This window comes from Micromonospora sp. SCSIO 07396 (assembly GCF_053667945.1).
In genome coordinates this window covers 181,667-204,711 of the sequence record NZ_CM132210.1, presented here as the reverse complement: position 1 = coordinate 204,711, position 23,045 = coordinate 181,667, and the positions used below count along the sequence as shown (strand labels likewise).

The 23,045-nt window shown below is 72.1% G+C and carries 26 protein-coding genes and 1 pseudogene; 14 read left to right on the top strand and 13 right to left on the bottom strand.

The features are described from left to right. Genes ACWCHM_RS00985 through ACWCHM_RS00975 form a run of 3 tightly spaced genes read right to left on the bottom strand, consistent with a single transcriptional unit; the run spans window position 1 to window position 3,175 of the window. On the bottom strand, window positions 1-1,005 hold the full coding sequence (locus ACWCHM_RS00985; RefSeq protein ID WP_421490114.1) for an ABC transporter permease: 1,005 nt from the start codon (window positions 1,003-1,005) through the stop codon (window positions 1-3). Beyond that, window positions 1,002-2,132 (bottom strand): ABC transporter ATP-binding protein, encoded by a 1,131-nt coding sequence (locus ACWCHM_RS00980; protein ID WP_454221274.1) that lies wholly within the window; start codon window positions 2,130-2,132, stop codon window positions 1,002-1,004. Before ACWCHM_RS00980 ends, ACWCHM_RS00985 begins: the two co-directional genes overlap by 4 nt. Beyond that, on the bottom strand, window positions 2,129-3,175 hold the full coding sequence (locus ACWCHM_RS00975; RefSeq protein ID WP_204957819.1) for an ABC transporter ATP-binding protein: 1,047 nt from the start codon (window positions 3,173-3,175) through the stop codon (window positions 2,129-2,131). The genes ACWCHM_RS00980 and ACWCHM_RS00975 overlap by 4 nt, the downstream gene beginning before the upstream one ends. A gap of 195 nt (window positions 3,176-3,370) precedes the next feature. Between ACWCHM_RS00975 and ACWCHM_RS00970 the strand changes: the two genes are divergently transcribed. The 6 genes from ACWCHM_RS00970 (at window position 3,371) to ACWCHM_RS00945 (ending at window position 10,884) form a co-directional block, all read left to right on the top strand. Continuing rightward, entirely contained in the window at window positions 3,371-3,919 is a 549-nt protein-coding gene (locus ACWCHM_RS00970; RefSeq protein ID WP_421490112.1) for a Uma2 family endonuclease, read from the top strand. 32 nt (window positions 3,920-3,951) lie between these two features. After that, window positions 3,952-5,388 (top strand): TldD/PmbA family protein, encoded by a 1,437-nt coding sequence (locus tag ACWCHM_RS00965; RefSeq protein ID WP_454221273.1) that lies wholly within the window; start codon window positions 3,952-3,954, stop codon window positions 5,386-5,388. Continuing rightward, window positions 5,385-6,812, top strand: coding sequence for a TldD/PmbA family protein (locus ACWCHM_RS00960; RefSeq protein WP_454221272.1), 1,428 nt, complete (start codon window positions 5,385-5,387; stop codon window positions 6,810-6,812). The genes ACWCHM_RS00965 and ACWCHM_RS00960 overlap by 4 nt, the downstream gene beginning before the upstream one ends. Window positions 6,813-7,083: 271 nt before the next feature. Next, window positions 7,084-7,890 (top strand): hypothetical protein, encoded by an 807-nt coding sequence (locus ACWCHM_RS00955; RefSeq protein ID WP_204957815.1) that lies wholly within the window; start codon window positions 7,084-7,086, stop codon window positions 7,888-7,890. Between the two features lie 13 nt (window positions 7,891-7,903). Continuing rightward, the gene (locus ACWCHM_RS00950; protein WP_204957814.1) at window positions 7,904-9,817 is read left to right on the top strand and encodes a fumarate reductase/succinate dehydrogenase flavoprotein subunit; all 1,914 of its coding nucleotides are present in this window, start codon (window positions 7,904-7,906) and stop codon (window positions 9,815-9,817) included. Next, entirely contained in the window at window positions 9,817-10,884 is a 1,068-nt protein-coding gene (locus tag ACWCHM_RS00945) for a succinate dehydrogenase/fumarate reductase iron-sulfur subunit (RefSeq protein WP_204957813.1), read from the top strand. Before ACWCHM_RS00950 ends, ACWCHM_RS00945 begins: the two co-directional genes overlap by 1 nt. 197 nt (window positions 10,885-11,081) lie before the next feature. On the opposite strand, the gene ACWCHM_RS00940 is transcribed toward ACWCHM_RS00945, so the two are convergent. Further along, the gene (locus ACWCHM_RS00940; RefSeq protein ID WP_204957812.1) at window positions 11,082-11,522 is read right to left on the bottom strand and encodes a (deoxy)nucleoside triphosphate pyrophosphohydrolase; all 441 of its coding nucleotides are present in this window, start codon (window positions 11,520-11,522) and stop codon (window positions 11,082-11,084) included. 182 nt (window positions 11,523-11,704) lie between these two features. Between ACWCHM_RS00940 and ACWCHM_RS00935 the strand changes: the two genes are divergently transcribed. Beyond that, window positions 11,705-12,013: a 4a-hydroxytetrahydrobiopterin dehydratase gene (locus tag ACWCHM_RS00935; protein ID WP_204957811.1), complete on the top strand. Its 309-nt coding sequence runs from the start codon at window positions 11,705-11,707 to the stop codon at window positions 12,011-12,013. Window positions 12,014-12,171: 158 nt separating this feature from the next. On the opposite strand, the gene ACWCHM_RS00930 is transcribed toward ACWCHM_RS00935, so the two are convergent. Then, a complete protein-coding gene (locus ACWCHM_RS00930; RefSeq protein ID WP_454221271.1) occupies window positions 12,172-13,380 on the bottom strand; it encodes a septum formation family protein in 1,209 nt (402 codons plus the stop codon). A 112-nt stretch (window positions 13,381-13,492) separates the two neighbouring features. Between ACWCHM_RS00930 and ACWCHM_RS00925 the strand changes: the two genes are divergently transcribed. Further along, window positions 13,493-13,855, top strand: coding sequence for a PH domain-containing protein (locus ACWCHM_RS00925; protein WP_088647519.1), 363 nt, complete (start codon window positions 13,493-13,495; stop codon window positions 13,853-13,855). On the opposite strand, the gene ACWCHM_RS00920 is transcribed toward ACWCHM_RS00925, so the two are convergent. Next, window positions 13,843-14,259 carry a MerR family transcriptional regulator gene (locus tag ACWCHM_RS00920; RefSeq protein ID WP_454221270.1) on the bottom strand — a complete coding sequence of 139 codons (417 nt, stop codon included), beginning with the start codon at window positions 14,257-14,259 and terminating at the stop codon, window positions 13,843-13,845. The two genes, ACWCHM_RS00925 and ACWCHM_RS00920, sit on opposite strands and share 13 nt — an antisense overlap. 60 nt (window positions 14,260-14,319) lie before the next feature. On the opposite strand from ACWCHM_RS00920, the gene ACWCHM_RS00915 reads away from it, so the two are divergent. From ACWCHM_RS00915 to ACWCHM_RS00905, 3 genes are all read left to right on the top strand, one after another. Next, complete coding sequence (locus tag ACWCHM_RS00915; protein WP_454221269.1) at window positions 14,320-15,213, top strand: NAD(P)-dependent oxidoreductase; 894 nt, start codon at window positions 14,320-14,322, stop codon at window positions 15,211-15,213. Between the two features lie 80 nt (window positions 15,214-15,293). Beyond that, the gene (locus ACWCHM_RS00910; RefSeq protein WP_204957807.1) at window positions 15,294-15,800 is read left to right on the top strand and encodes a GNAT family N-acetyltransferase; all 507 of its coding nucleotides are present in this window, start codon (window positions 15,294-15,296) and stop codon (window positions 15,798-15,800) included. A gap of 197 nt (window positions 15,801-15,997) precedes the next feature. Further along, window positions 15,998-16,726, top strand: a complete 729-nt coding sequence (locus ACWCHM_RS00905) for a class I SAM-dependent methyltransferase (RefSeq protein ID WP_204957806.1) — start codon at window positions 15,998-16,000, stop codon at window positions 16,724-16,726. A 99-nt stretch (window positions 16,727-16,825) separates the two neighbouring features. On the opposite strand, the gene ACWCHM_RS00900 is transcribed toward ACWCHM_RS00905, so the two are convergent. Then, window positions 16,826-17,398, bottom strand: coding sequence for a hypothetical protein (locus ACWCHM_RS00900; protein ID WP_454221268.1), 573 nt, complete (start codon window positions 17,396-17,398; stop codon window positions 16,826-16,828). 95 nt (window positions 17,399-17,493) lie between these two features. Between ACWCHM_RS00900 and ACWCHM_RS00895 the strand changes: the two genes are divergently transcribed. After that, window positions 17,494-17,835, top strand: coding sequence for a Uma2 family endonuclease (locus ACWCHM_RS00895; protein WP_454221267.1), 342 nt, complete (start codon window positions 17,494-17,496; stop codon window positions 17,833-17,835). A 45-nt stretch (window positions 17,836-17,880) separates the two neighbouring features. Here the strand turns inward: ACWCHM_RS00895 and ACWCHM_RS00890 are convergent, their stop codons facing one another. The 6 genes and pseudogenes from ACWCHM_RS00890 to ACWCHM_RS00865 all read right to left on the bottom strand — a co-directional run bounded on the left by ACWCHM_RS00890 (window position 17,881) and on the right by ACWCHM_RS00865 (window position 21,746). Next, on the bottom strand, window positions 17,881-18,393 hold the full coding sequence (locus ACWCHM_RS00890; RefSeq protein WP_454221266.1) for an N-acetyltransferase family protein: 513 nt from the start codon (window positions 18,391-18,393) through the stop codon (window positions 17,881-17,883). Window positions 18,394-18,582: 189 nt separating this feature from the next. Further along, complete coding sequence (locus ACWCHM_RS00885) at window positions 18,583-18,996, bottom strand: hypothetical protein (protein WP_454221265.1); 414 nt, start codon at window positions 18,994-18,996, stop codon at window positions 18,583-18,585. Next, complete coding sequence (locus tag ACWCHM_RS00880; protein ID WP_282344024.1) at window positions 18,978-19,262, bottom strand: hypothetical protein; 285 nt, start codon at window positions 19,260-19,262, stop codon at window positions 18,978-18,980. The genes ACWCHM_RS00885 and ACWCHM_RS00880 overlap by 19 nt, the downstream gene beginning before the upstream one ends. Before the next feature lie 70 nt (window positions 19,263-19,332). After that, entirely contained in the window at window positions 19,333-20,418 is a 1,086-nt protein-coding gene (ychF, locus tag ACWCHM_RS00875; RefSeq protein WP_454221264.1) for a redox-regulated ATPase YchF, read from the bottom strand. Window positions 20,419-20,476: 58 nt separating this feature from the next. Next, window positions 20,477-21,212: pseudogene (locus ACWCHM_RS00870) on the bottom strand (Type 1 glutamine amidotransferase-like domain-containing protein). Window positions 21,213-21,284: 72 nt separating this feature from the next. After that, window positions 21,285-21,746: a hypothetical protein gene (locus ACWCHM_RS00865; RefSeq protein WP_454221263.1), complete on the bottom strand. Its 462-nt coding sequence runs from the start codon at window positions 21,744-21,746 to the stop codon at window positions 21,285-21,287. A gap of 143 nt (window positions 21,747-21,889) precedes the next feature. Between ACWCHM_RS00865 and ACWCHM_RS00860 the strand changes: the two genes are divergently transcribed. Both ACWCHM_RS00860 and ACWCHM_RS00855 read left to right on the top strand, forming a co-directional pair. After that, window positions 21,890-22,399: a SigE family RNA polymerase sigma factor gene (locus tag ACWCHM_RS00860; RefSeq protein WP_454221262.1), complete on the top strand. Its 510-nt coding sequence runs from the start codon at window positions 21,890-21,892 to the stop codon at window positions 22,397-22,399. Next, complete coding sequence (locus tag ACWCHM_RS00855) at window positions 22,396-22,983, top strand: hypothetical protein (RefSeq protein ID WP_454221261.1); 588 nt, start codon at window positions 22,396-22,398, stop codon at window positions 22,981-22,983. The genes ACWCHM_RS00860 and ACWCHM_RS00855 overlap by 4 nt, the downstream gene beginning before the upstream one ends. The last annotated feature ends 62 nt before the right edge of the window (window positions 22,984-23,045 follow it).

Here is a 23,045-nt window from a genome sequence, read left to right as displayed (position 1 = left end):
CTACCGGGACGACTTCGGGTCGAGCGCGTCGCGCAGCGCGTCGCCGAAGAGGTTGAAGGCGAACACGAGCGCGAAGATCGTGATGCCGGGGAAGAAGACGTACGCCGGGTCGGTCTGGAGGTAGTCCAGGCTGCGGTAGATCATCCGGCCGAAGCTCGGGGTGGCGTCGGTCAGCCCGACCCCGATGAACGACAGCGCCGCCTCACTGGTGATGTACGCCGGCACCGCCAGCGAGAAGGACACCAGGATCGGCGCCCAGAGGTTGGGCAGCAGTTGTCGGAACAGCATGTGTCCCAGCCCCGCGCCGCTGGCCCGCGCCGCCTCCACGAACTCCCGTTCGCGCAGCGCGATCACCTGCCCCCGGACCAGCCGGGCGGTGCTCGTCCAGCCGAACAGCGCGAAGATGGCGATCAGCACGCCGATCTGGAACGCGGCAGGCACCTCCTCGCGCTGGCCGTAGAAGCGCAGCGCGACGGTGGGCGTCAGCGCCAGCGCGATGATCAGGAACGGCATCGCCAGGGTCAGGTCGGTGACCCAGTTGACCACCGCGTCCAGCCAGCCGCCCAGGTAGCCGGCCAGGGTGCCGAGCACGACCCCGATCGCCGCCGTGGTCACCGCCGCCGCGAACGCGATGAACAGCGAGGTACGCAGCCCGTGCACCATCCGGACGAAGATGTCCCGGCCCAGCCCCGGCTCAAGCCCGAACCAGTGTTCCCCGGTCACCCCGCCGGCGTAGCCGAGCGGCATCCCGAACCCGTCCAGCCGGGACTGGAACTGCTCCCGGGGGCCGATCCCGTACGCCCACTCGATCAGCGGCACGGCGAGCGCCACCAGCACGAAAAAGACCAGCATCCCGCCGCTGACCAGGCCGGTCCGGTCGCGCCGCAGCCGGGCCCAGGCGAGTTGGCCGGGCGAGCGCCCGACGAACCCGGAGCCGGGCCGGTCGCCACCCGTTGCGGCCTCGGCCTCGGCCAGCGTCGCCGGATCGACCGGGGACACACTCATCTCGGCACCTCCTCGGCGTTCCCGTCCGCCCGGCCCGCGCCCGGGGTGGCCGGGCCCGTCCCGCCAGCCGTGCCCGCCCGTGCGTCGCCGGGACCGGACGGGGTCGGTCCGGTCTCCGGGAAGTGGCAGGCGGTGGCGTGCCGGCCCCCGGCGTCGACCACCAGCACCGGCTCCTCGCGGGCGCAGACGTCGCGCGCCCGGGGGCACCGGGTGCGGAACCGGCAGCCCGACGGCGGGTCCAGCGGCGTGGGCACGTCCCCGGTCAGCCTGATCCGCCCCACCGCACCCGTGGCGGTCACGTCCGGAACCGCCGACAGCAGTGCCCGGGTGTACGGGTGCCGGGGCCGCCGGTAGATGTCGTCCCGGTCGCCGATCTCGACGATCCGGCCCAGGTACATCACCGCGACCCGGTGGCAGAAGTGCCGCACCACGGCCAGGTCGTGTGCGATGAACACGAACGCCAGGTCGAGGTCGCGTTGCAGGTCGCGCAGCAGGTTCACCACCTGTGCCTGGATCGAGACGTCGAGCGCGGAGACCGGTTCGTCGGCGACGATCAGCCGGGGTCGCAGGGCCAGCGCGCGGGCGATACCGATCCGCTGCCGCTGCCCGCCGGAGAACTCGTGCGGGTAGCGGTTGTAGTGCTCCGGGTTCAGCCCGACCACTTCCAGCAGTTCGCGGACCCGCGCCTTCACCCCGCCCGGCGGGTCGATCCGGTTGACCTGTAACGGCATCGCCACGATCCGTCCGACGGTGTGCCGGGGGTTCAGCGAGGCGTACGGGTCCTGGAAGATGATCTGGAGGTCCTGCCGCAGTGGACGCAGCGCACGCCGACGGGCGTGGGTGATGTCCCGGCCGGCGAACTCGATCGTCCCGGCGGTCGGCTCCAGCAGCCGGGCCAGCATCCGGCCGGTGGTGCTCTTGCCACAGCCGGACTCCCCCACCAGGCCCAGCGTCTCGCCGGGTCGCACGTCGAAGTCCAGCCCGTCCACCGCCCGCACCAGCCCCCGGGACCGCAGGCCGGTGCGGACCGGGAAGTGCTTGGTCAACCCCCGTACCCGCAACAACGGCTCACCGGCGCTCACCGGCCCGCCCTCCGCTCGCGACCGCGGCACGTCCGTCGTGCTCACCGGGACACCCCCGCCCCGGGAACGGCCTGGTGGGAGAGGGCCGCGCGGTCGCCGGCGGGAAGGTGGCAGGCGACCAGGTGGCCGGCCGCGCCCGCCGGGCCGAGCGCCGGCACCACCGTACGGGAGCGGTCACCTGCGTACCGGCAGCGCGGGTGGAACGCGCAGCCGGGCGGCGGGTCGATCAGCGAGGGCGGGTTGCCGGGGATGGGCACCAGGTCCGCGTCCGGGTCGCCGTGCAGCGACGGCACGCTGGAGAGCAGCCCCCAGGTGTACGGGTGCTGCGGCCGGCGGAGCACCTGCGGCATGCTGCCCTGCTCGACCACCCGCCCGGCGTACATGACCAGCACGTCGTCGGCGACCTGGGCGACCACCCCCAGATCGTGGGTGATCAGCACGATCGCGGTGCGGAACTCGGCCTGGAGGTCGGCGAGCAGGTCGAGGATCTGGGCCTGCACCGTCACGTCCAGCGCGGTGGTCGGCTCGTCGGCGATGACCAGGGCCGGGTCGTTGACCAGCGCCATCGCGATCATCGCCCGCTGCCGCATGCCGCCGGAGAACTCGTGCGGGTACTGGTCGTAGCGGCGGGCCGGCTGCGGGATGCCCACCCGGTCGAGCATGTCCACGGCACGGGTCCGTGCCGCCCGCCGCCCCGTCCGGGGGTGGTGTACCCGGTACGCCTCGGCGATCTGTCGCCCCACGCTGTAGTAGGGGTGCAGTGCGGAGAGCGGATCCTGGAAGATCATCGCCACGTCCCGGCCGCGCAGCCGGCGTACCCGGTCCTCGGCCAGGCCGACGAGTTGCCGCCCGCCGACGCTGATCGTGCCGGTGACGGTGCCGCGTCGGGGGTCGTGCAGGCCGAGCACGGCCAGCGCGGTGGCGCTCTTGCCGGAGCCCGACTCGCCGACGATGCCGAGCGTCCGACCGCGCGGCACGGCGAAGGACACCCCGTCCACCGCACGTACCACGCCGTCGGCCGTGTCGAACCGCACCCGCAGGTCGTCCACCCGCAGGTACGGGTCGTCGCCTGCCTTCGGACTGTCCACGACCGCCTCCCCGGGGTTGTAGGGAACCTACAACAAAGAGCCGAGGCTGAAAATAAGCTACGGAGCGGGAGCTGTCACCGGACCACAGCGTAGTCGCCGCACGGTGTCGTCGCCGTCCGGTCGCACCCGGGGTGCGACCATGGGCGAGGTGCCCGGTGGAGGATGCCCGGCGACACGAGGTGGAGGTGACCGACCATGACCGCAGCGGTGTTCGGCCACGACGGACCGTGGACCGAAGAGGAGTACCTCTCCCTCGGCAAGACGTCCCAACGCGTCGAACTCTTCGACGGGAGCCTCCACGTGACCCCAGCCCCAACCCCCCGCCACCAGAACATCTCGGGAGAACTCCGGGCCGCGCTACGGCAGCCGGCCCGCAGTGCGCACCTGCGGGTCCTGGAGGCGGTCAACGTCCGCCTCAAGCCGGGTCGGATCACCATTCCCGATCTCGTCGTCACCGGCGAGATCGACTTCGACGAGGTCTACGTCGAGGCACACGACGTCCACCTGGTGTGCGAGATCATCTCGCCCGGCAACGCGGCGACCGACAAGGTCCTCAAGATGCACTATTACGCCACCGCCGGGATCGAGTGGTACCTGCTGGTCGAGCAGCAGAACGGCAACCTGCACCTCTACCGCCGACACGGCCGGCACTACCTGGAGCACGCGGTCGCCAAGGTCGGGGAGACGCTCGACCTCACGGAGCCGGTGCGGGCCACGATCCGGCCCGAGGATCTGCTGCCCTGACGGATGTCGGTGGACTGGCCTAGGGTCGGTCCATGACCGAGTTCGATGCGGCGTCCGCAGCCGTCCAGGCCGCTCTCGACGCGGGCGCCCGGTACGCCGACGCCCGGGTGATGCACCTGCGCTACGAGTCGATGTCCGCGCGCAACGGCGACATCGAGGAGCTGACCCAGGACGAGAGCCTCGGCCTGGGGGTGCGTGCGCTGGTCGGGTCGGGGTGGGGCTTCCACGCCGTACCCGAGCTGTCCGACGCGGCGGCCCGCGCGGCCGGCCGGCGGGCCACCCAGGTCGCCGCCGCGAGCGCCCGGGTGCCCGGCCCACCGATCACGCTGACCCCGGCCGAGCCGGTGGTGGCGAGCTGGGCCTCCGACTGCGCGGTCGACCCGCTCGGCGTGCCGTTGTCCGACAAGGGCGACCTGCTGGTCCGGGCCACCGAGGCGGCCCGTGGGCAGGGGGCCGACCTGGCCCAGGGGCTCTACCAGGTCTGGGACACCCGCAAGTGGTTCGTCTCCAGCGAGGGGCACCGCATCGACCAGCACATCCGCGAGTGCGGCGGCGGCATCTCGGCCACCTCGATCGGCGAGCACGAGACCCAGCGCCGCTCCTGGCCGAGCTACCGGGGCCAGTACGGCACCACCGGGTGGGAGCTGGTCGAGTCGCTCGACCTCACCGGGCACGCCGCCCGGATCGCCGACGAGTCCCGGGCGCTGCTCACCGCGCCGGAGTGCCCGGCCGGCGAGACCGACCTGATCCTGGGCGACGAGCAGCTCGCGTTGCAGATCCACGAGTCGGTCGGGCACGCCATCGAGCTGGACCGCATCCTCGGCTGGGAGGCCGCCTTCGCCGGCACCTCCTGGCTCGACCTGGCCCAGCTCGGGTCGCTGCGCTACGGCTCCGAGCTGATGAACGTCACCATCGACCCGACGATCCCCGGCGCGCTGGGCAGCTTCGGCTTCGACGACGAGGGCTCCCCGGCGGTGAAGCGCGACGCGGTCCGCGAGGGCCGCTGGGTCGGGGTGCTCGCCGGCCGGGACTCGGCCGCCGTCGCCGGCCTCGGTCACGGCGGCAGCGTACGCGCCGACGGCTGGTCCCGGCTGCCGATGGTGCGGATGACCAACGTGGGCCTGGAACCCGGCCCGCACACCCTCGACGAGATCATCGCGGCCACCGACGACGGGGTGCTGATGGACGTCAACCGGTCCTGGTCGATCGACGACCGACGACTGAATTTCCAGTTCGGCTGTGAGATCGCCTGGGAGGTGCGCAACGGCCGGCGCGGCCGGATGCTGCGCAACCCCACCTACACCGGCATCGGCCCACTGTTCTGGCAGTCGATGGACATGCTCTCCTCCGAGATCGTCCCGTGGGGCACCCCGAACTGCGGCAAGGGCCAGCCGGGCCAGATCGGGCACACCGGGCATCCGGCGGCGCCGGCCCGGTTCCGGGGCGTCCGGGTGGGGGTGCGGGCATGACCGGCCTGCGCGACACCGGGGCGACCGAGCTGGACGTCGCCGCCCGGGTGGTGGAGCTGGTCCACGAGATCGCCGGTCCGACCGCCGAGGCCGAGGTCACCGTCGTCCGGCACGATCTGGCGTTGACCCGGTTCGCCAACTCGTTCATCCACCAGAACGTTGCCGAGTCGCAGGTGACGGTCCGGCTGCGGGTGCACGTCGACGGTCGGACGGCCGCCGGGGGCGGCAGCCTGATCGGCCCCGACGGGCTGCGGGCCCTGGTCGGGCGGACCCTCGCCGCCGCCCGGCTCTGCCCGCCCGATCCGGCCTGGCCGGGGCTGACCCCGCCGTCGGCGGTGCACTCCAACGGCCTGCTCGACGAGGCCACCGCCTATGCCGAGCCGGCGGCCCGGGCCGACCGGGTGCGCGCCTTCGTCGACGCGGTGGGCGGGCTGGAGGCGGCCGGGTACTGCCGGACCGCGTACCGGTCGGGGGCGTTCGCCAACTCGGCCGGCCAGTCGGCGCAGGGGCGCACCACCGAGGCGGCGATGGACGGCATCGCCCGGGTGGACGGCGCGGACGGGGTGGCCCGGCTCTGCGCCGGTCGCCTCGACGAGCTGGACGGCGCGGCCCTGGGGGCGCGGGCGGCGGCGAAGGCACGGGCCGCCGCCGACCCGGTCGAGCTGCCCCCGGGCCGGTACGAGGTGGTCCTCGAACCGGCCGCCGTGGCCGACCTGCTACAGAATCTCGCCTGGTACGGCTTCAACGGCAAGCGGCACGTCGAAGGCCAGTCGTTCGCCCGGCCCGGCGTCGCCCAGTTCGATCCGGCGGTGACCCTGGTCGACGACCCGACGTACGGCGGGGCGATGCCGTTCGACCTGGAGGGCACCCCGCGTACGGCGTTGACCCTGGTCGAGGCGGGCACCACCCGCGCGGTGGCCCACGACCGGCGCAGCGCCGCCGGGGCGGGCACGTCGTCGACAGGGCACGGGACGCCGGGCGGCGCCACCTTCGGCCCGATCCCCCGCAATCTCCTGATGCCCGGGTCGGCCGGCGACCCGGTGGACCCGGCGGTCGGCGGCGACCCGGCCGGCGGCCCGGTCGCGGGGGCGGTGGCGGACGCGGACACCGCCGCACTGGTCGCGCCGATGGCCCGAGGGCTGCTGGTCAGCGACTTCTGGTACACCCGGGTGCTCGATCCGTTGAGCCTGGTGGTCACCGGGTTGACCCGCAACGGGGTGTGGCTGGTCGAGGACGGCGTGCCGGTGCGGGCGGTGCGGAACCTCCGGTTCACCGAGGCGTACCCCCGGGCGTTGGGGCCGGGGGCGGTGCTCGGCCTCGGCCGGCGGCCGGTCCGCCAGCCGGACCGGTTCGACGGCGGCTGGTGGGAGGGGCCGGCACTGCGGCTGGCCTCGTGGAACTTCACCGGCGGCGCGTCGGGCTGACGGTGCCGCAGCGCCCGCGCAGCCGACTGACGCCGACTACACATTGATCATGGTTCGGGTCTTTCCAAGGTGCGGGACACACGGGACACTGCGTTGCGCGGCCCGAACGTGATGATCGGCGTAACGTGTGTCACTTAGCTGCGCCGATGTTTCGGCGTGGTCGCCTGCTTGCGCACGACGCGGCAGTGGACACGGTCCGGCCGGTCCACTGGCCGGCACGGAACGTGAACCGCCGCCCGCGAGGGCCCGTCCCGTCAGGAAGACGACTCGAATGACATCAACGGCAACGAAGCCGCGGGGTGCGCGGGCGCGCGCCGCCATCGCGGCGAAGACGTTGCGGACCGACCGCTGGTGGTTCGCCCCCCTGATCACCGTCGTCGGGCTCAGCGCCTGGGTGGCGTACGCGACCGTCCGGGTGTTCATGCACAAGTGGTACTGGGTGGACCAGTACCACTACCTGACGCCGTTCTACTCCCCCTGTGTGACCGACAGGTGCGTCGAGGGCTCCTCGCACTTCGGCACTCTCCTGCCCGGCTGGTGGATCATCCCGGACGCGGCGCTGACCCTGCCGTTCCTGCTGCTGTTCCGGTTGACCTGCTACTACTACCGCAAGGCGTACTACAGGTCGTTCTGGCTGTCGCCGCCGGCCTGCGCGGTTCCCGACGGGCACAAGTCCTACTCCGGGGAGACCCGGTTCCCGCTGCTCGGGCAGAACCTGCACCGCTACTTCTTCTACGCCGCCGCGATCATCTCGCTGATCAACACCTGGGACGCGGTGCTGGCCTTCCACTCGCCGGAGGGCTTCGGCTTCGGGCTGGGCAACATCGTCCTGCTGGTCAACGTGGTGATGCTCTGGGCGTACACGATCTCCTGCCACTCCTGCCGGCACATCATCGGCGGGCGGCTCAAGCACTTCTCCGCGCACCCGGTGCGGTACCGGGCCTGGACGTTCGTGTCCAAGCTGAACACCCGGCACATGCAGCTCGCCTGGATCACCCTCGGCACGCTGGCCTTCACCGACTTCTACGTGATGGCCATCGCCGCCGGCTGGTTCACCGACCTGCGGTTCATCAACTAGAGGGCGCGGCGACATGACCACTACCACTCGCATCGAACGACACCACTACGACGTCGTCGTGATCGGGGCCGGCGGCGCCGGCCTGCGCGCGGCGATCGAGGCCCGGCTCGCCGGCAAGAAGACCGCGATCATCTCCAAGTCGCTGTTCGGCAAGGCGCACACCGTGATGGCCGAGGGCGGCGCGGCGGCCGCGATGGGGAACGTGAACAGCCGGGACAACTGGCAGGTGCACTTCCGTGACACCATGCGCGGCGGCAAGTTCCTCAACAACTTCCGGATGGCCGAGCTGCACGCGAAGGAGTCGCCGCAGCGGATCTGGGAGCTGGAGACGTACGGGGCGCTCTTCGACCGGACGAAGGACGGCAAGATCTCCCAGCGCAACTTCGGCGGGCACGAGTACCCCCGGCTGGCGCACGTCGGTGACCGCACCGGCCTGGAGCTGATCCGCACCCTCCAGCAGAAGATCGTCTCCCTCCAGCAGGAGGACAAGCGCGACCTCGGCGACTACGAGGCCCGGATCCGGGTGTTCTCCGAGACGACCATCACCGAACTGCTGCTCGACGGGGACCGGGTGGCCGGGGCGTTCGGCTACTACCGGGAGTCCGGGGAGTTCATCCTGTTCGAGGCCCCGGCGGTGGTGCTGGCCACCGGCGGGGTCGGCCGGTCCTACAAGGTCACCTCGAACTCCTGGGAGTACACCGGGGACGGGCACGCGCTGGCGCTGCGCGCCGGGGCCACGCTGATCAACATGGAGTTCCTCCAGTTCCACCCGACCGGCATGGTCTGGCCGCCCTCGGTGAAGGGCATCCTGGTCACCGAGTCGGTCCGGGGCGACGGCGGCGTGCTGAAGAACTCCGAGGGCAAGCGGTTCATGTTCGACTACGTCCCCGACGTCTTCCGCAAGCAGTACGCGGAGACCGAGGAGGAGGCCGACCGCTGGTACACCGACCCGGACAACAACCGACGTCCGCCGGAGCTGCTCCCCCGCGACGAGGTCGCCCGCGCGATCAACAGCGAGGTCAAGGCCGGTCGGGGTACGCCGGCCGGCGGCGTCTACCTGGACATCGCCTCCCGGCGTTCGGCCGACGAGATCCGCCGTCGACTGCCGTCGATGTACCACCAGTTCAAGGAGCTGGCCGACGTCGACATCACGGCTGAGCCGATGGAGGTCGGGCCGACCTGCCACTACGTGATGGGCGGCGTCGAGGTGGACCCGGACTCCGGGGCCGCGTTCGGCACCGTGCAGGGGCTGTTCGCCGCCGGTGAGGTCTCCGGCGGCATGCACGGCTCCAACCGGCTGGGCGGCAACTCCCTGTCCGACCTGCTGGTCTTCGGCAAGCGGGCGGGCGGACACGCGGCGTCGTACACCGATCAGCTGGCCTCGCGCCCGAAGGTGCCGGTGGCCGCGGTGGAGACCGCCGTGGAGACGGCGCTGGCGCCGTTGCAGCGGGACACCGGGGAGAGCCCGTACACCCTCCAGCAGGATCTCCAGGCGGTGATGGGGGATCTGGTCGGCATCATCCGCCGGGAGGGCGAGCTGGTCGACGCGCTGCGCCGGCTGACCGAGCTGCGGGAGCGGGTGGCGAAGGTGAGCGCGGCCGGCGGCCGGCGTTACAACCCGGGCTGGCACCTGGCGCTGGACCTGCGCAACATGCTGGTCGTCTCGGAGTGCACCGCGAAGGCGGCGCTGGAGCGGCAGGAGTCGCGCGGCGGGCACACCCGGGAGGACTTCCCGACCATGGACCCCCGCTGGCGGCGGATCAACCTGGTCTGCACGCTCGACGGTGACACCGTCCGGCTGGAGCACAAGCCGCTGCCGAAGATGCGGGCCGAGCTGATCGGCCTCTTCGACCGTACCGAGCTGGCCAAGTACCTGACCGACGAGGAGCTGGCCGACGTCGACGCCGTCGGCGAGGAGGCGAACTGATGGGAAGCAAGAGGGAGTTCCGCATCTGGCGGGGCGACGAGACCGGCGGTGACCTCCAGGACTACTCGGTCGAGGTGAACGAGGGCGAGGTCGTCCTCGACGTCATCCACCGGCTCCAGGCCACCGACGCGCCGGATCTGGCCTGCCGGTGGAACTGCAAGGCCGGCAAGTGCGGCTCCTGCTCGATGGAGATCAACGGCAAGCCCCGGCTGAGCTGCATGACCCGGATGTCGACGTTCGAGGAGTCCGAGACCGTCACGGTCACCCCGTTGCGTACCTTCCCGGTGATCCGGGACCTGGTCACGGACGTCTCGTTCAACTACGAGAAGGCGCGCGAGACGCCGGCCTTCGCCCCGCCGGCCGACCTGGCGCCTGGTGAGTACCGGATGCAGCAGGTCGACGTGGAACGCTCGCAGGAGTTCCGCAAGTGCATCGAGTGCTTCCTGTGCCAGAACGTGTGCCACGTGATCCGCGACCACGAGGAGAACAAGCCGGCCTTCTCCGGCCCCCGGTTCTTCATCCGGGCCGCCGAGCTGGACATGCACCCGCTGGACGCGAAGACCGACCGCAAGCAGTACGCGCAGCAGGAGCAGGGGCTCGGCTTCTGCAACATCACCAAGTGCTGCACCGAGGTCTGCCCCGAGCACATCAAGATCACCGACAACGGGATCATCCCCATGAAGGAACGGGTCGTCGACCGCAGGTACGATCCCCTGGTATGGCTCGGTAGCAAGATCTTCCGTCGGGGCGAGACGCCCCAGAGCACCGCGAACAGCGCGGGAAAGGGGTCCGTGGTGCACAGCGGCGCACGTCAGGCTGGAGTCCACTCGCACGCCGGCGGCTCCGGCGACCCGGCCGCGGAGGCCCAGGCCCAGCAGGGCGTGAACTGGCACCGCGAGGTCCCGCACCCGACCATGCCGGCGGTCGACGACCGGGGCAAGCTCCCGCTGACGGAGTTGACCTTCGACCGGGCGGCGGCCCCGTCGCCGTTCGGTGACGACGTCACCTTCCCGCTGCCGCCGGAGCACCTGAACTTCGCCCACCCGAGCCAGGACGACAAGCACTGAACCGGCCCGACGGGCACGAGACCGGCACGACAGGCACCGGGCCGGCCTGACGGCACGGGCCGGGCGAACGGCACGGGCCGGGACGGCCGGCATCGCTGCGGCGCGACATCCGCCGCAACGGGCACGACGAGGTCGACGGGGGTCGACGGCACACGCCGTCGACCCCCGTCGCCGTGTCGGCCGGGCACCCGCCGCCGTCAGCCGGCGGCCAACAGCGGGCGGAGGGCGGCGACGATGGGCACGTCGGCGGGGAGCCAGGTGACACTGTGTAGTTCGTCGGCGGTCAGCCAGCGCAGCGCGGAGTGTTCCAGTGCGCGCGGCTGGTCGCCGTGCAGCAGGCGTGCCGCGTACACCTTCAGCACCGACCGGCCGTGGGCCATCCGGACGTCGCGGCCGATCCGGTCGCCGACCTCCACCCGGACGGCCAGCTCCTCGGCGCACTCACGGACCAGCGCCGCCGTCTCGCTCTCGCCCGGCTCGACCTTGCCGCCGGGGAACTCGAACATGCCGGCGACCTCGGGGGGCGCGGTACGCGCACAGGCGAGCACCCGCCCGGCGGAGATGATCGCCGCTCCCACGACCACCCTCGGCTCGCGCCGGTCGGTCGGTCCGTTACCGCTACTCCGTTCGGTCTGCACGGGCGTCCAGCGTGCCAGATCAATCGTCGGTTTGGGTACCGTGGCCGACCGGTAGGCCAATAAGAGACGGAAGTGTGGGCGTGGACACACCGCCATCAGGTCGACAGACTGATAGCACCACGAGGACACGGGACGGCGACGATTTGGCCACAAGCCGGCAACGGCGCCTGGGAGGTGCGGTGATGCGCGCGCTGTTCACCAGTCGAAGCAAGCACGACTATCTCAGTGACGCCCTCACGCTCCTGCACGGGTGGACCCGCGACGGTGAGCAGATCCGCCGCACCCTGGTCATGGACGACAGCCAGCACGCCGCGCTCACCGAACGGGTCAAGGTCGTCGCGGACGCGCTGCGGCTGCGACCGGACATCAGCCGGCGGGACACCGAGACCCGCATCCGGGTCGGGCACGGCGACGGGGAGCCGCTCACCGAGGGTGAGGTGCTGCTCGCCGCCCGGATCGAGGACGCGTACCGCGCGGTGACGGCGGACTGACCAGCCGGCCGCGGGTGACCGGCGGTTCCCGTCATCGTCGACCCCCGTCGTCGCCAGCCGCACCCTCCCCGCCAGCTTAGAGCCGTCCGGGGCCCGCCCCCTCGGCGAAACGTCCGACCCGTCCGCGCCGAGTGGTCGGAACACCACCCTCGGTCAGCTCAGCGCATCGGCTCACCCTGCGCCGTCGGCAACCCCAGCGCCTGGCGTACGGCCAGCTCGGTGGCCGGGTCCGGATGCTGCCCGGCCTGCGCGACCACCTGGAGCAGCCGGCCCCGGTCGGGTTCGCCGTCGGCGTCCCGCCAGGCCGGCTCGTCCTGCTCCATCTCGGTGAGCAGCCGCTCCATCGCCGGGCGGACCGCCTCCGGCCAGGTCTCGCGGCGCAGCCGGAACCACATGTCGGTGTGGATGGTCTCGGCCCGACGCACCGCGTCTCGTAGCCCGGCCGGGGTGCTGGTCGGCGCACTGGCCACCAGAGCGGCCCGCGCCTCGGTCCAGTCCCGGCTGGCCAGCAGGTAGCCGAGCTGCGCCGGGTCGAGCACCGTGGTGTCCATCCGCAGCGACCGGGACAGCCCCGCCGGGGAGGTCAGGTAGCAGGTGATGGTGGGGTCGGTGGACCAGTCGACCCGGGTCGGCAGGAACCAGCTCAGCCGCACCTCGGTCGGCAGTCCCAGCGGGTCCACCACGTAGCTGCGCTGCCGCTGCCGGCAGAGCGTCTCGGCCCGCTGGGAGAGCGCCGCCGCACCCGGGTACCGCTCGTCGGTGGAGCGCTCGTAGGCGGGGAAGTCGTCGACGTACTCGGCGTGGTGCGGGGTGTCACAGGCCACCCGGGTGACCTTCTCGGGGGCGGTCCGGCTGGCGGTGGCACCGGAGGACACCCGGAAACAGTCCCCCACCCGCAGCCCGCGCAGCCCCGGGTCGGGGTCGGAACCGGTCATCGTGACGCCCAGCGCCACCAGACCGGCCAGCACCCAGCCACCGAGCAGCACCAGGCCGGCGATCACCAGCCCCCGCCCCCGCTCGCCGTCCCGCCTGATCCGGCGTAGCGCGAACCCGGCGGTGACCGGTGCCAGCACCCCGCCGAGCAGGCCGAGCAGCAGCGTCACCACGGCCAGCCGGTTCAGCCGGCCCCGGACTGCGGGGCGCTGCGGCCACGGCTCCCAGTCGGGCACGGCATGCGACGCCGGGCCCGCCTCGGCGTCCCCGGTACCGCCCGGGGCCGTGTCGGCACCGCCGTTGGCCGCGTCGGCACCGCCGGGAGCCGGAGGCGTCGCGTCGGGCGGGGCCGCGTCGGCGGTGCCGGCCGCGGTCGTCGGCGGCACCGGCCGCGACTCGTCGGCGGGCTGCGTCTCGGAACGTTCGCTGGTCACACCGCTTCCCTCCCCCGTCGCCCCGCGTCCGGCCAGGCATGGGGAGACTAGTCGACCGGGCGGACGGGCAGGCAACGGCCGACGCTGGCGCCCACTTCCTACCGTGGAACCCATGGCAAATGTGACGTACGACCGCAAGGAGCAGTTCCAGCAGATCCGCAGTGGACTGCTCGACGGGGAACAGATCATCGCCGTCTACGACGCCATCGGCACCGGCACCGGGTTCATCGGCCTGACCGACCGGCGGGTGATCATCCAGGACCGCTCGTTCGTGGGCAAGAAGTTCGCGATCACCAGCATCCCGTACTCGAAGATCACCAGCGTGAGCGTGGTGAGCAACAAGTCGTGGGGCGGGGAGTTCTTCTCCACCGGCGCGATCGCCGTACACGTCGGCACGCACACCTACGAGGTGGAGTTCCGGGGCGCGCAGAAGAGCCACCACGTGCACAACGTGATCCTGCACTACATCTCCTGACCTGCCCCCGCCCGCCGACACGCCGCCCCGTCCCGCCTCACCGTTGGCGGGTCGGGGGCGCCGGTGGCGATGAGGGAGTCGAGGATGTCCCGGGCCGCGGCGAGCCGCTGCATGGCCGCGGTGATCCGCGCCCGTTCCTCGGCGAGGCCGTCGAGCAGTTCGGGGCAGGTGGGGGCGAGCACCGTGGTGTCGTCCGGCACACAGGGCAGGATCTCGGCGATCACGGCCGTCCCGAGCCCGGCCGAGAGGAGCAACTGGATCCGCCGCACGGTGGCCAGGGCCTGCTCGCCGTAGTCGCGGTAGCCGCTCGGCCGCCGTTCCGGCCGTAGCAGGCCCTGCTCCTCGTAGTAGCGCAGGGCCCGGGTGCTCACCCCGGCCCGCCGGGCCAGTTCACCGATCCGCATGCCGTACAGGAGAGCGCGGACTTGACCTTCACGTCAACGTGAACGTCTACCGTCGCCGGCATGAGCGATCGACAACTCACGCACCACGACCCGGTGGCGGTGCTCGGTCTCGGCCCGATGGGGCAGGCCCTCGCCACCGCCCTGATCTCGGCCGGCATTCCGACCATCGTGTGGAACCGTACGCCGGAGCGGGCCGAACCCCTCGTCACGCGGGGCGCGGTGGCTGCGCCGACCGTTGCCGGGGCGGTCCGGGCCGCCGCCGTCGTGGTCACCTGCCTGCGGAGCCCGGCAGCGGTCGACTCGGTGCTCGCCGCGCACGACGACTGGGCCGGCCGGACCGTCATCGACGTCACCACCGGTCAACCGGACGAGGCGCGCAAGCTGGCGAAATGGGCCGAAGGCAACGGCGTCGACCTGGTGAAGGGCGCGATCCTGACCCCGACGCCGACGATCGGCACACCGGCCGCCGTGACGCTCTGGTGCGGCGACCGGCCCACCGTCGACGCGGTCATGCCCACCCTGGCGGCCTTCGGCGGCACACCCGCCCACCTCGGCCCGGACCCGGGGGCGACGGCGGCGTACGAGATGGCGCTGTTCGATCTGTTCGGCACCGCGGTCACCGGCCTGCTGCACGCCTTCGCGCTGGCCTCGGCGGAGGGCATCGACCCCCGGTCGTTCGCCCGGTACGCCGCCGGGATCGCCCCGATGCTCGCGGAGCTGGTCGGCCGCTTCGCCGACGACATCGCCGCAGACCAGTTCCCCGGCGACCGGTCCACCGTCGCCTCGGTCGGCGCGAGCATCACCCACGTCATCGAGGCCACCGACGCCCACGGGATCGACTCTGGGATGCTGCGCGCCGCCCGGTCCGTCATCGAACGGACCATCGCCGCCGGTCACGGTGAGGACGGACTGGCCCGGCTGGCCCAGGTTCTCACCCCGGCCCGCTCCGTCTGACACCCGGCCGGCCCCGGTCCCTGGAATACTCGGGCCCATGCGGACGACTCTCCACAATGGTCATCGGGGGCTGGTGCGGCGTGTTCCTGCGTGACGTGCTGGCCACCGATGTCGAGGCGTACCAGCGGATGCGCTGCGACCCGGCGATGATGGTCGAACTCGGCGGGCCGCTGCCGGCCGCCCACGTGGCCCGGCAGGTCCGCCGGGACGCCCGACTGGCCGCCGACGGCGTCGCACTGATCAAGATGATCGTGGTGGACGACACGGTCGCCGGGACCGTCACCCTCTGGCGCGGGCCGGACGACGGGGCGGTCGCCGAGGTCGGCTGGATGGTGCTGCCCGAGTTCCAGGGCCGGGGACTGGCCAAGCAGGGCGTACGCGCGCTACTCGACCAGGCCCGCACCGAGGGACGGGAGGACACCGTGCACGCCTTCCCGGCGGTCGGCAACGCCCCGTCGAACGCGATCTGCCGGTCGCTCGGGTTCACCCTGCTCGGCGAGGAGGACGTCGAGTTCAACGACCAGGTCATCCGTACCCGGCACTGGACGCTCGACCTGACCCGGCCGGAAACCGGGTTGCCCCGCTGACCGGCCCGCTGCTTGGCTGGGGACGAAGCCGACCGGAGGGAGCAGACGACATGTCGTACGCCACGAGGTCCACCCAGGCACCCACCATCGACCAGCAGCGGGAATCGAGGCTTCGTGACCACCAGCACCACGGCAGTGACGGCGCGACCATGCGCCGGTGACACCGGACCGGCCGGCACCCCGAACGGGGGTCGCTGATGTCGGTGTTCGATGATCCGGGCCACTTCGGCAGGATGTGGGCCGACAGGTACGACAGCCCCGGCAACCCCGACCCGGGCCCGGCGGTGGACTTCCTCGCCGAACGGGCCGGCGACGGGCGGGTGCTCGAACTCGCCGTCGGGACGGGTCGGGTGGCGTTACCGCTCGCCGCCCGGGGCGTACCCGTCGACGGGGTCGAGGCGTCACCGGAGATGGTGGCGAAGCTGCGCGCCAAGCCCGGCGGCGACGGCGTCCCGGTCACCATCGGCGACATGGCCGACGTGCCCGTGACAGGCCCGTACCGGCTGGTCTACCTGGTGTTCAACACCCTGTTCAACCTGGTCCGTGCCGAGCGGCAGCAGGACTGCCTGCGCAACGTGGCCCGGGTGCTGGCCCCCGGCGGCGAGTTCGTCGTCGAGGCGTTCGTCCCCGACCCGGCCGGCTTCGACCGGGACGAACAGGTGCAGATGCGGTCGGTGACCGAGGACTCGGCCACCATCCGGCTGCACCAGTACGACCGGGCGGCGCAGACCTTCGTCCGGCAGACCATCACCTTCGACCGCGACGGCGTGCACCTGGAACCCTTCGCGATGCGCTACTGCTGGCCGGAGCAGATCGACGAGCTGGCCCACCGGGCCGGCCTGCGCCTCGTCGAGCGGTACGCCGACTGGCACCGGCACCCGTTCGACGACACCAGCACGTCGCACATCTCGGTCTACCGCCGCTGAGGGGTGGACCGGCCGGGGTCGGGGCACCTGCCCCGGCCCCGGGGTGTGCCGGCGTACTACAGCCGTTTGATCATGCGGATGGCGGCGGCCTCGGCGGCCTCAGAAGTCGATGAACCCGGCCACGACCTCGTCCACCGTACCGTCGTCCCGCAGCGTGCCGTAGAAGTACACCGAGCCGTATCCCCAGAGGTAGGACTCGACCATGTCCGCCAGTTCGCCTGCCACCGGCCAGCCTTCCTCGTCGACCTGGAACAGGAAGTCGTGCCCGTCGGCGAGCACCGCGTCCGCGTAACCCGGTTCGTTCTGGATGAGCACCGGTTCGGTGCCGAGGCGTACGAACGGAACGACGTCGCCGTCGCACTCCGTCAACGCGGCGCAGCGCAGCCCGGGCCAGCCGAGCTCCGTACGCGAGCCCCGTGGCGACGGCCGGTGCAGGACGGCCCGCATCGCCATGCCCGGATATTCGAGGTCGTCGTCGGTGATCTCGAACCCTTCGCGCAGCAGCACCGACACCTCACGACCGCCCGTCCAGGACGCGCAGTCGGCCGGGAGCGTCAGGAGGTAGCGGTGCGTCGCCAGCACCGGATCGGACTCGATCGCCACCGGCGGTGCGCCGCCGATCCGCCCGCCGCTGCGGCCGTCCGGGAGCGCGGGCGTCAACGTCGTGACCATGGCGCGACCGTACCGGGAGGGTCGGACGTCGACCTGACCAGTCAGGCACCGCCAGGCGTCGAGGTCGACCGGGAGATCACGGTCCGGCTCGACAGATGGAACCGTCCCGAGCCCGACCTCGTGGCAGCGGCAGCACCGTACGATCCGTCTCGGACCTCTACGTCCCCGAGGAGACCCTCCTGGTCGTGGAGGTGGTGTCGCCGGAGTCGACCCACCGTGACCGCACCGTCAAGCTACGGAAGTACGCGGAAGCCGGCATCGCCAACTATTGGCGTATCGAGGAGGAGAACGGGGCACCCGTGGTCCACGTCTACGAACTCGACGAGCCCACCCGGTCGTACGTGCCGACCGCGATCCATCGACGCGAGCTGCGCACCACGAGGCCGTTCACGATCACGCTCGACCTGGACGGGCTGGTGCCGGGCCGCAGGAACTGAGCCCGGCGGCCACCAGACGTCGACGCGGAACCCCACCGCGTTCCGTCACCGCTCGACGGCGCGGCCGGTCGACCCCAGATCCAGGAACATCACGTGCAGCCCCACCAGGCCGTGCTCGGGGTGGTCGAAGGCCTCCGGGACGGTGGCGAGCACCTCGAAGCTCAGCGAACGCCACAGCCGCACCGCGACCTCGTTCGTCTCGACGACCGCGTTGAACTGGATGCTCCGGTAACCGGTGGCCCGCGCCCGGTCGACGACGTGCTCAGCGAGAGCACGACCGACACCACGGCCGGCATGCCGTGGATCGACCATGAAACTGGCCGTCGCCACGTGCGCGCCCCGACCGGGCCGGTTCGGACCCATCTTCGCGCTTCCGAGCACGGTCGACCCGTCCACCGCGACGACGGTGCACCCCGGCGGGGACTCCATCCACCACCCGCGACCCTGCTCCAGCGACAGGTTCTCGGGGAACGCGTACGTGCGCCCCTGCGCCACGATCTCGCTGAAGAAGGGGTAGATCGCGGGCCAGTCGCCGTCCTCGGCGTCTCGGATCAGCATCGGACCACCGTAGATCCGGTCAACCGACCTGACAACGCGGTTCGGGCGCCGGGGCCGTCCGACGCGGCTCCCAGCCGGGAACCGTCCGCGACACGGTGGACCGCGCCTGGACGTTGAAGCGGAGCTCGACCGGGTTGCGTCGCCGGACAACATCACCTGGCGCGCGGTCGACGACGCCGAAGCCGGGACTCACACCGCCACAAGCCGGATACGATCGCCGCAGAGCTTGGCCATGTCGTCGATGTCGGAAGTCAGCATTACCACCGGGCGATGCTGGCGCAGCGCAGCCTCGGCGACTGCCGCATCAATCGCGTACTTGTGCCCGTGCAGACCAGCGTTCATCAGCAACTCCGAGGCCCCCCGCGCTTCCTCGTCGCCAACCGGAATCACTCGCAGCCCAGAAAGCACCCAGTTCAGGCGTGCCTTATGCGTGCGGGCATGGACGGCCTCGATGATGGTGAGTGCGCTGATCACGGCCTCCATGCCGCGCGAGCGCGCCTCGGCCGTCATCGCCACCACTTGCTCGTCATCGGCGAGCAGCTTTGCGAGTCCTTCGCTGTCGAGGACCAGCGTTCCTTCGTGGATCAGCTTGCGGCGGGCCACTCGCCCTCCTCGGCGAACGCCTCGTCGAAGACCTGCCGCGCTCGCTGACGAGCTCCCTCGGAGACCGGCCCCTTGCGAACCTCATAGTCGGCCAGGTACTCGTCGAGCACCTGCCCGCGCAGCTCACGCTCGACTGCCTCGGCAATGAACGCGGAGAACTCCCGCTTGCCGACCCGCGCCCGGATCGCCTCCGCTGTCCCCTCGGGCAGGGACAGACTCACCCGCGTCGCCGGCCCCTCACCGATCCGGTACACCGCTTCACTCATCAACCCAGTGTGTCAAACGAGTAGGAAAAGCGCCACGGGATCGAGCTGGACGGCAGACGGTGGACCGAAATCAGACATTGAACCTGAATTCCACCACGTCGCCGTCCTGCATGACGTACTCCTTGCCCTCGATCCGGACCTTGCCGGCGGCCTTCGCCGCCGCCATCGAACCGGCCGTGACCAGGTCGTCGTAGGAGACCACCTCGGCCTTGATGAAGCCGCGCTGGAAGTCGCTGTGGATCACCCCGGCGGCCTCCGGGGCGGTCGCGCCGACCGGCACCGTCCAGGCGCGCGCCTCCTTCGGCCCCGCCGTGAGGTACGTCTGGAGCCCGAGCGTGCGGAAGCCGACCCGGACGAGCTGGTCCAGCCCCGGCTCCGACTGCCCGATCGACTCCAGCAGCTCGCGGGCCTCCTCCTCGGGCAGGTCGACCAGCTCGGATTCGATCTTGGCATCCATGAACACGGCCTCGGCGGGAGCCACCAGGGCGCGCAGTTCGTCGAGGAAGGCGGCGTTGCCCAGCTCGGCCTCGTCGACGTTGAACACGTACAGGAACGGCTTGGTGGTGAGCAGGTGCAGCTCCCGCAGGTGCTCCAGCTCGATCTTGGCGGCGGCGGCCCCGGCGTACAGGGTGGTGCCGCCGTCGAGCACCTCGACGGCCTGCTTCGCGGCGGCCACGGCGGCGGCCCGGTCCTTGCGGAGCTTGGCCTCCTTCTCCAGCCGGGGCAGCGCCTTCTCCAGGGTCTGCAGGTCGGCCAGGATCAGCTCCGTGTTGATCGTCTCGATGTCGTCGGCGGGCGAGACCTTGCCGTCGACGTGCACCACGTTCGGGTCGGAGAACGCCCGCACCACCTGGCAGATCGCCGAGGCGTCGCGGATGTTCGCCAGGAACGCGTTGCCCCGGCCCTGCCCCTTCGACGCCCCCCGGACCAGACCGGCGATGTCGACGAACGACACCGGGGCGGGCAGCACCTTCTGCGACGAGAAGATCTCGGCCAGCTTGTCGAGCCGCGCGTCCGGCAGCCCCACCACCCCGACGTTGGGCTCGATCGTGGCGAACGGGTAGTTCGCCGCGAGCACGTCGTTCTTGGTCAACGCGTTGAACAGGGTGCTCTTGCCGACGTTGGGCAGGCCGACGATGCCGATGGTGAGACTCACGACGGGCCAGCTTACGCCGTCACCCGGCAGGCGGCCCCGTCGGCACCGCCGGGGCGGCTCAGGCGGTGAGCAACCGGGGTTCGATCCGGGTCTCCCGCACCCCGCCGGCACCGTCCGGCACCACCTCGTACGCGGCCACCCCGGCCCGGTCGGCGACCGCCTCGGCCAGCCGGGTGCCCCGGTAGACCAGCCCCACCCCGTCGTCGGTGCAGAGGCTGGCCGGCAACGTGCCGTCGGCGACCAGCCGGTGCAGCAGCGGCCGGCGCTGCGCCTCGCTGTCGTAGTGCAACCCCGTTGCCGTACGGCAGCCAGCCCAGGCCGTCGGTGTAGGCCCGCAACCGCCGGCCGTAGCTGTCGGTGGTGCCGCCGACGTGCCAGCAGATCGAACCGGCGGAGACCCCGCCGAGCACCACCCCGGCCTCCCAGCACTCGCGCAGGATCTCCGGCAGCCCGTGCACCCGCCACACCGCGCAGAGGTTGGCCACGCTGCCGCCACCGACCCAGATGATGTCCTGGCCGAGCAGGTGCGCCCGGACGTCCTCGACGTTGGGCATCGGGAACAGCGCCAGGTGCGAGGGGCGGTAGCGGGTGCCGGCGAACGCGCCGTGGAAGACGGTCAGCGCGGTGGGTTGGTCGCCGACGGCCTGGTTGAGGTAGCAGATCCGCGGCTCGTCGGCCTGCGCCAACTCGGCCATCAGGTCGAAGACCGGTCCGGGATCGGCATCCCAGGGGCCCCGGCCACGACTGGTGAAACCCATGCTGGTGGCGACGATCGTCGGTTCGGTGGCGGGCATGTCGGTCCTCTCTGCGGCTGGCTCCGCTGCCATCCTGCGCCACCGCCACCTCCCCCGGCCCGCCGGCCGGGGTCACCCGGCGAGTCGCCAGGCCGCCCCGCCGTCGGCCACCCCGGGCAACTCGGAGGCCGCCGCCAGCGGCAGGGTGAGCCGGTCCCCGGCACTCGGGCCGGCCCGTTCGGACTCGCCGAGCATCCAGCGCACCTCGTCGACCGTCCAGCCCAGCCCCCGCCGGCCCGCGATCTCCCGGACCAGCCGGCGGCCGACCCGGGTGTCGTCGTCGTAGAACCGCATGCACCAGTGGTGCGCCCACATGCCCAGCGCCCGCAGGCCGGCCGCGTCGAGGGAGCCGACGAGCCGACCGCAGGCGGTGTCGGCGAACGGTCGTGCCGGATCGTCGGCCCGGTCCCGCTCGATCGCGCCGAAAGCGGCCGGCGCGACCACCCGCATCCGGTCGTAGAGGCCCTGCGCGGTGGCGTCGTCCAGCCGCCCCGGCCCTGACCGAGGGTCGCCCCGCCCGGTCACGCTCGCCATCGCCGCACCCTTTCTGGAGTTGGTGCCGGGACGCTACCGACCACTACCGACACTTTCCGGGCCGGAAACTGATCCCCGGGACCGGGATAGGCGGGGTGAGCTGGGGCGTCTGTATCGGTGACAGACAATGACGGGGAGGGTGGGTGGACGAGGACGATCGGGCCCGGCTGGCCGAGTTCGTGACCAGCCGGGCACCTGCCCTGATGCGGGTCGCGTACCTGCTCACCGGGGACCGGCACGCCGCCGAGGACCTGTTCCAGTCGGCGCTGGCCAAGACCATTCCGAGGTGGCGTGACCTGCGCCATACCGACCCGGAGGGCTACCTGCGCACGGTCATGTACCGGGAGCAGGTCAGCTGGTGGCGGCGGCTGCGCCGGTACCGGGAGACGCTGCTCACCGGCGTCGACGACCCGGCCGGTCCGGACCTGTTCGGCGGCACCGACGTACGGCTGGCGATGCGGGCCGCGCTGCGCGCGCTGCCGGCGGCCCAGCGCACCGTCGTGGTCCTGCGCTACTACGAGGACCTGACCGAGACCCAGGTGGCCGCCGCGCTCGGCTGCTCGGTCGGCACCGTACGCAGCCGCACCCACCGGGCCGTGGCCCGGCTGCGGCAACTCCTGCCGGACATCGAACTGCTGGAGGTACGGCGGTGACCACGCCCATCGAGAACCTCATCCGCGCCACCCTCTCCGACCTCGCCGAGGAGGCACCGACAGTGCACGACCACCTGAACCGGGCGGAACGCCGGGCCCGGTCCCGCCGCCGCGCCACGATCACGATGAGCGCGGCGGGGGTCCTCGCCGCCATGCTGATCGCCACCCCGTTCGCGATGGCCGCCGGCAGAGGCGGGGACGCCCCGCCCGCCGTACCGGCGTCGACGCCGAGCGGGCCGCCCGCCGCCCCCGTCCCGGCGGCGGTGACCGAACCCCCCGTCGACCAGGGCGCCCGGACCGGCCGCGACGGTGGGCCGGCGGCACCCGTTCCGGCCCGGAGCACCACCGCGTCCCCGGGCAGGCCGGCCTCGACCGCCGTACCCGCGTCGCCGATTCCGGCGTCGCCCGCCATCCCCGCGTCGCCCGTTCCGGCGACGACCGCCATCCCCGCGTCGCCCGTTCCGGCGACGCCCGCGCCGCGCGTCGACGGACCGCGCACCGGCCCGGTCACCGCGCCGGCCCCTGCCCGCAGCGCACCGCCCGTCGACCAGGGCCCCGCGACCGGCCCCGTTCCCGCGCGCTGACGCACCACCTCCCCACCCCGGGACGGCCGGGGTGGGGAGGTCAGCGCCGCCCGCACGCTCAG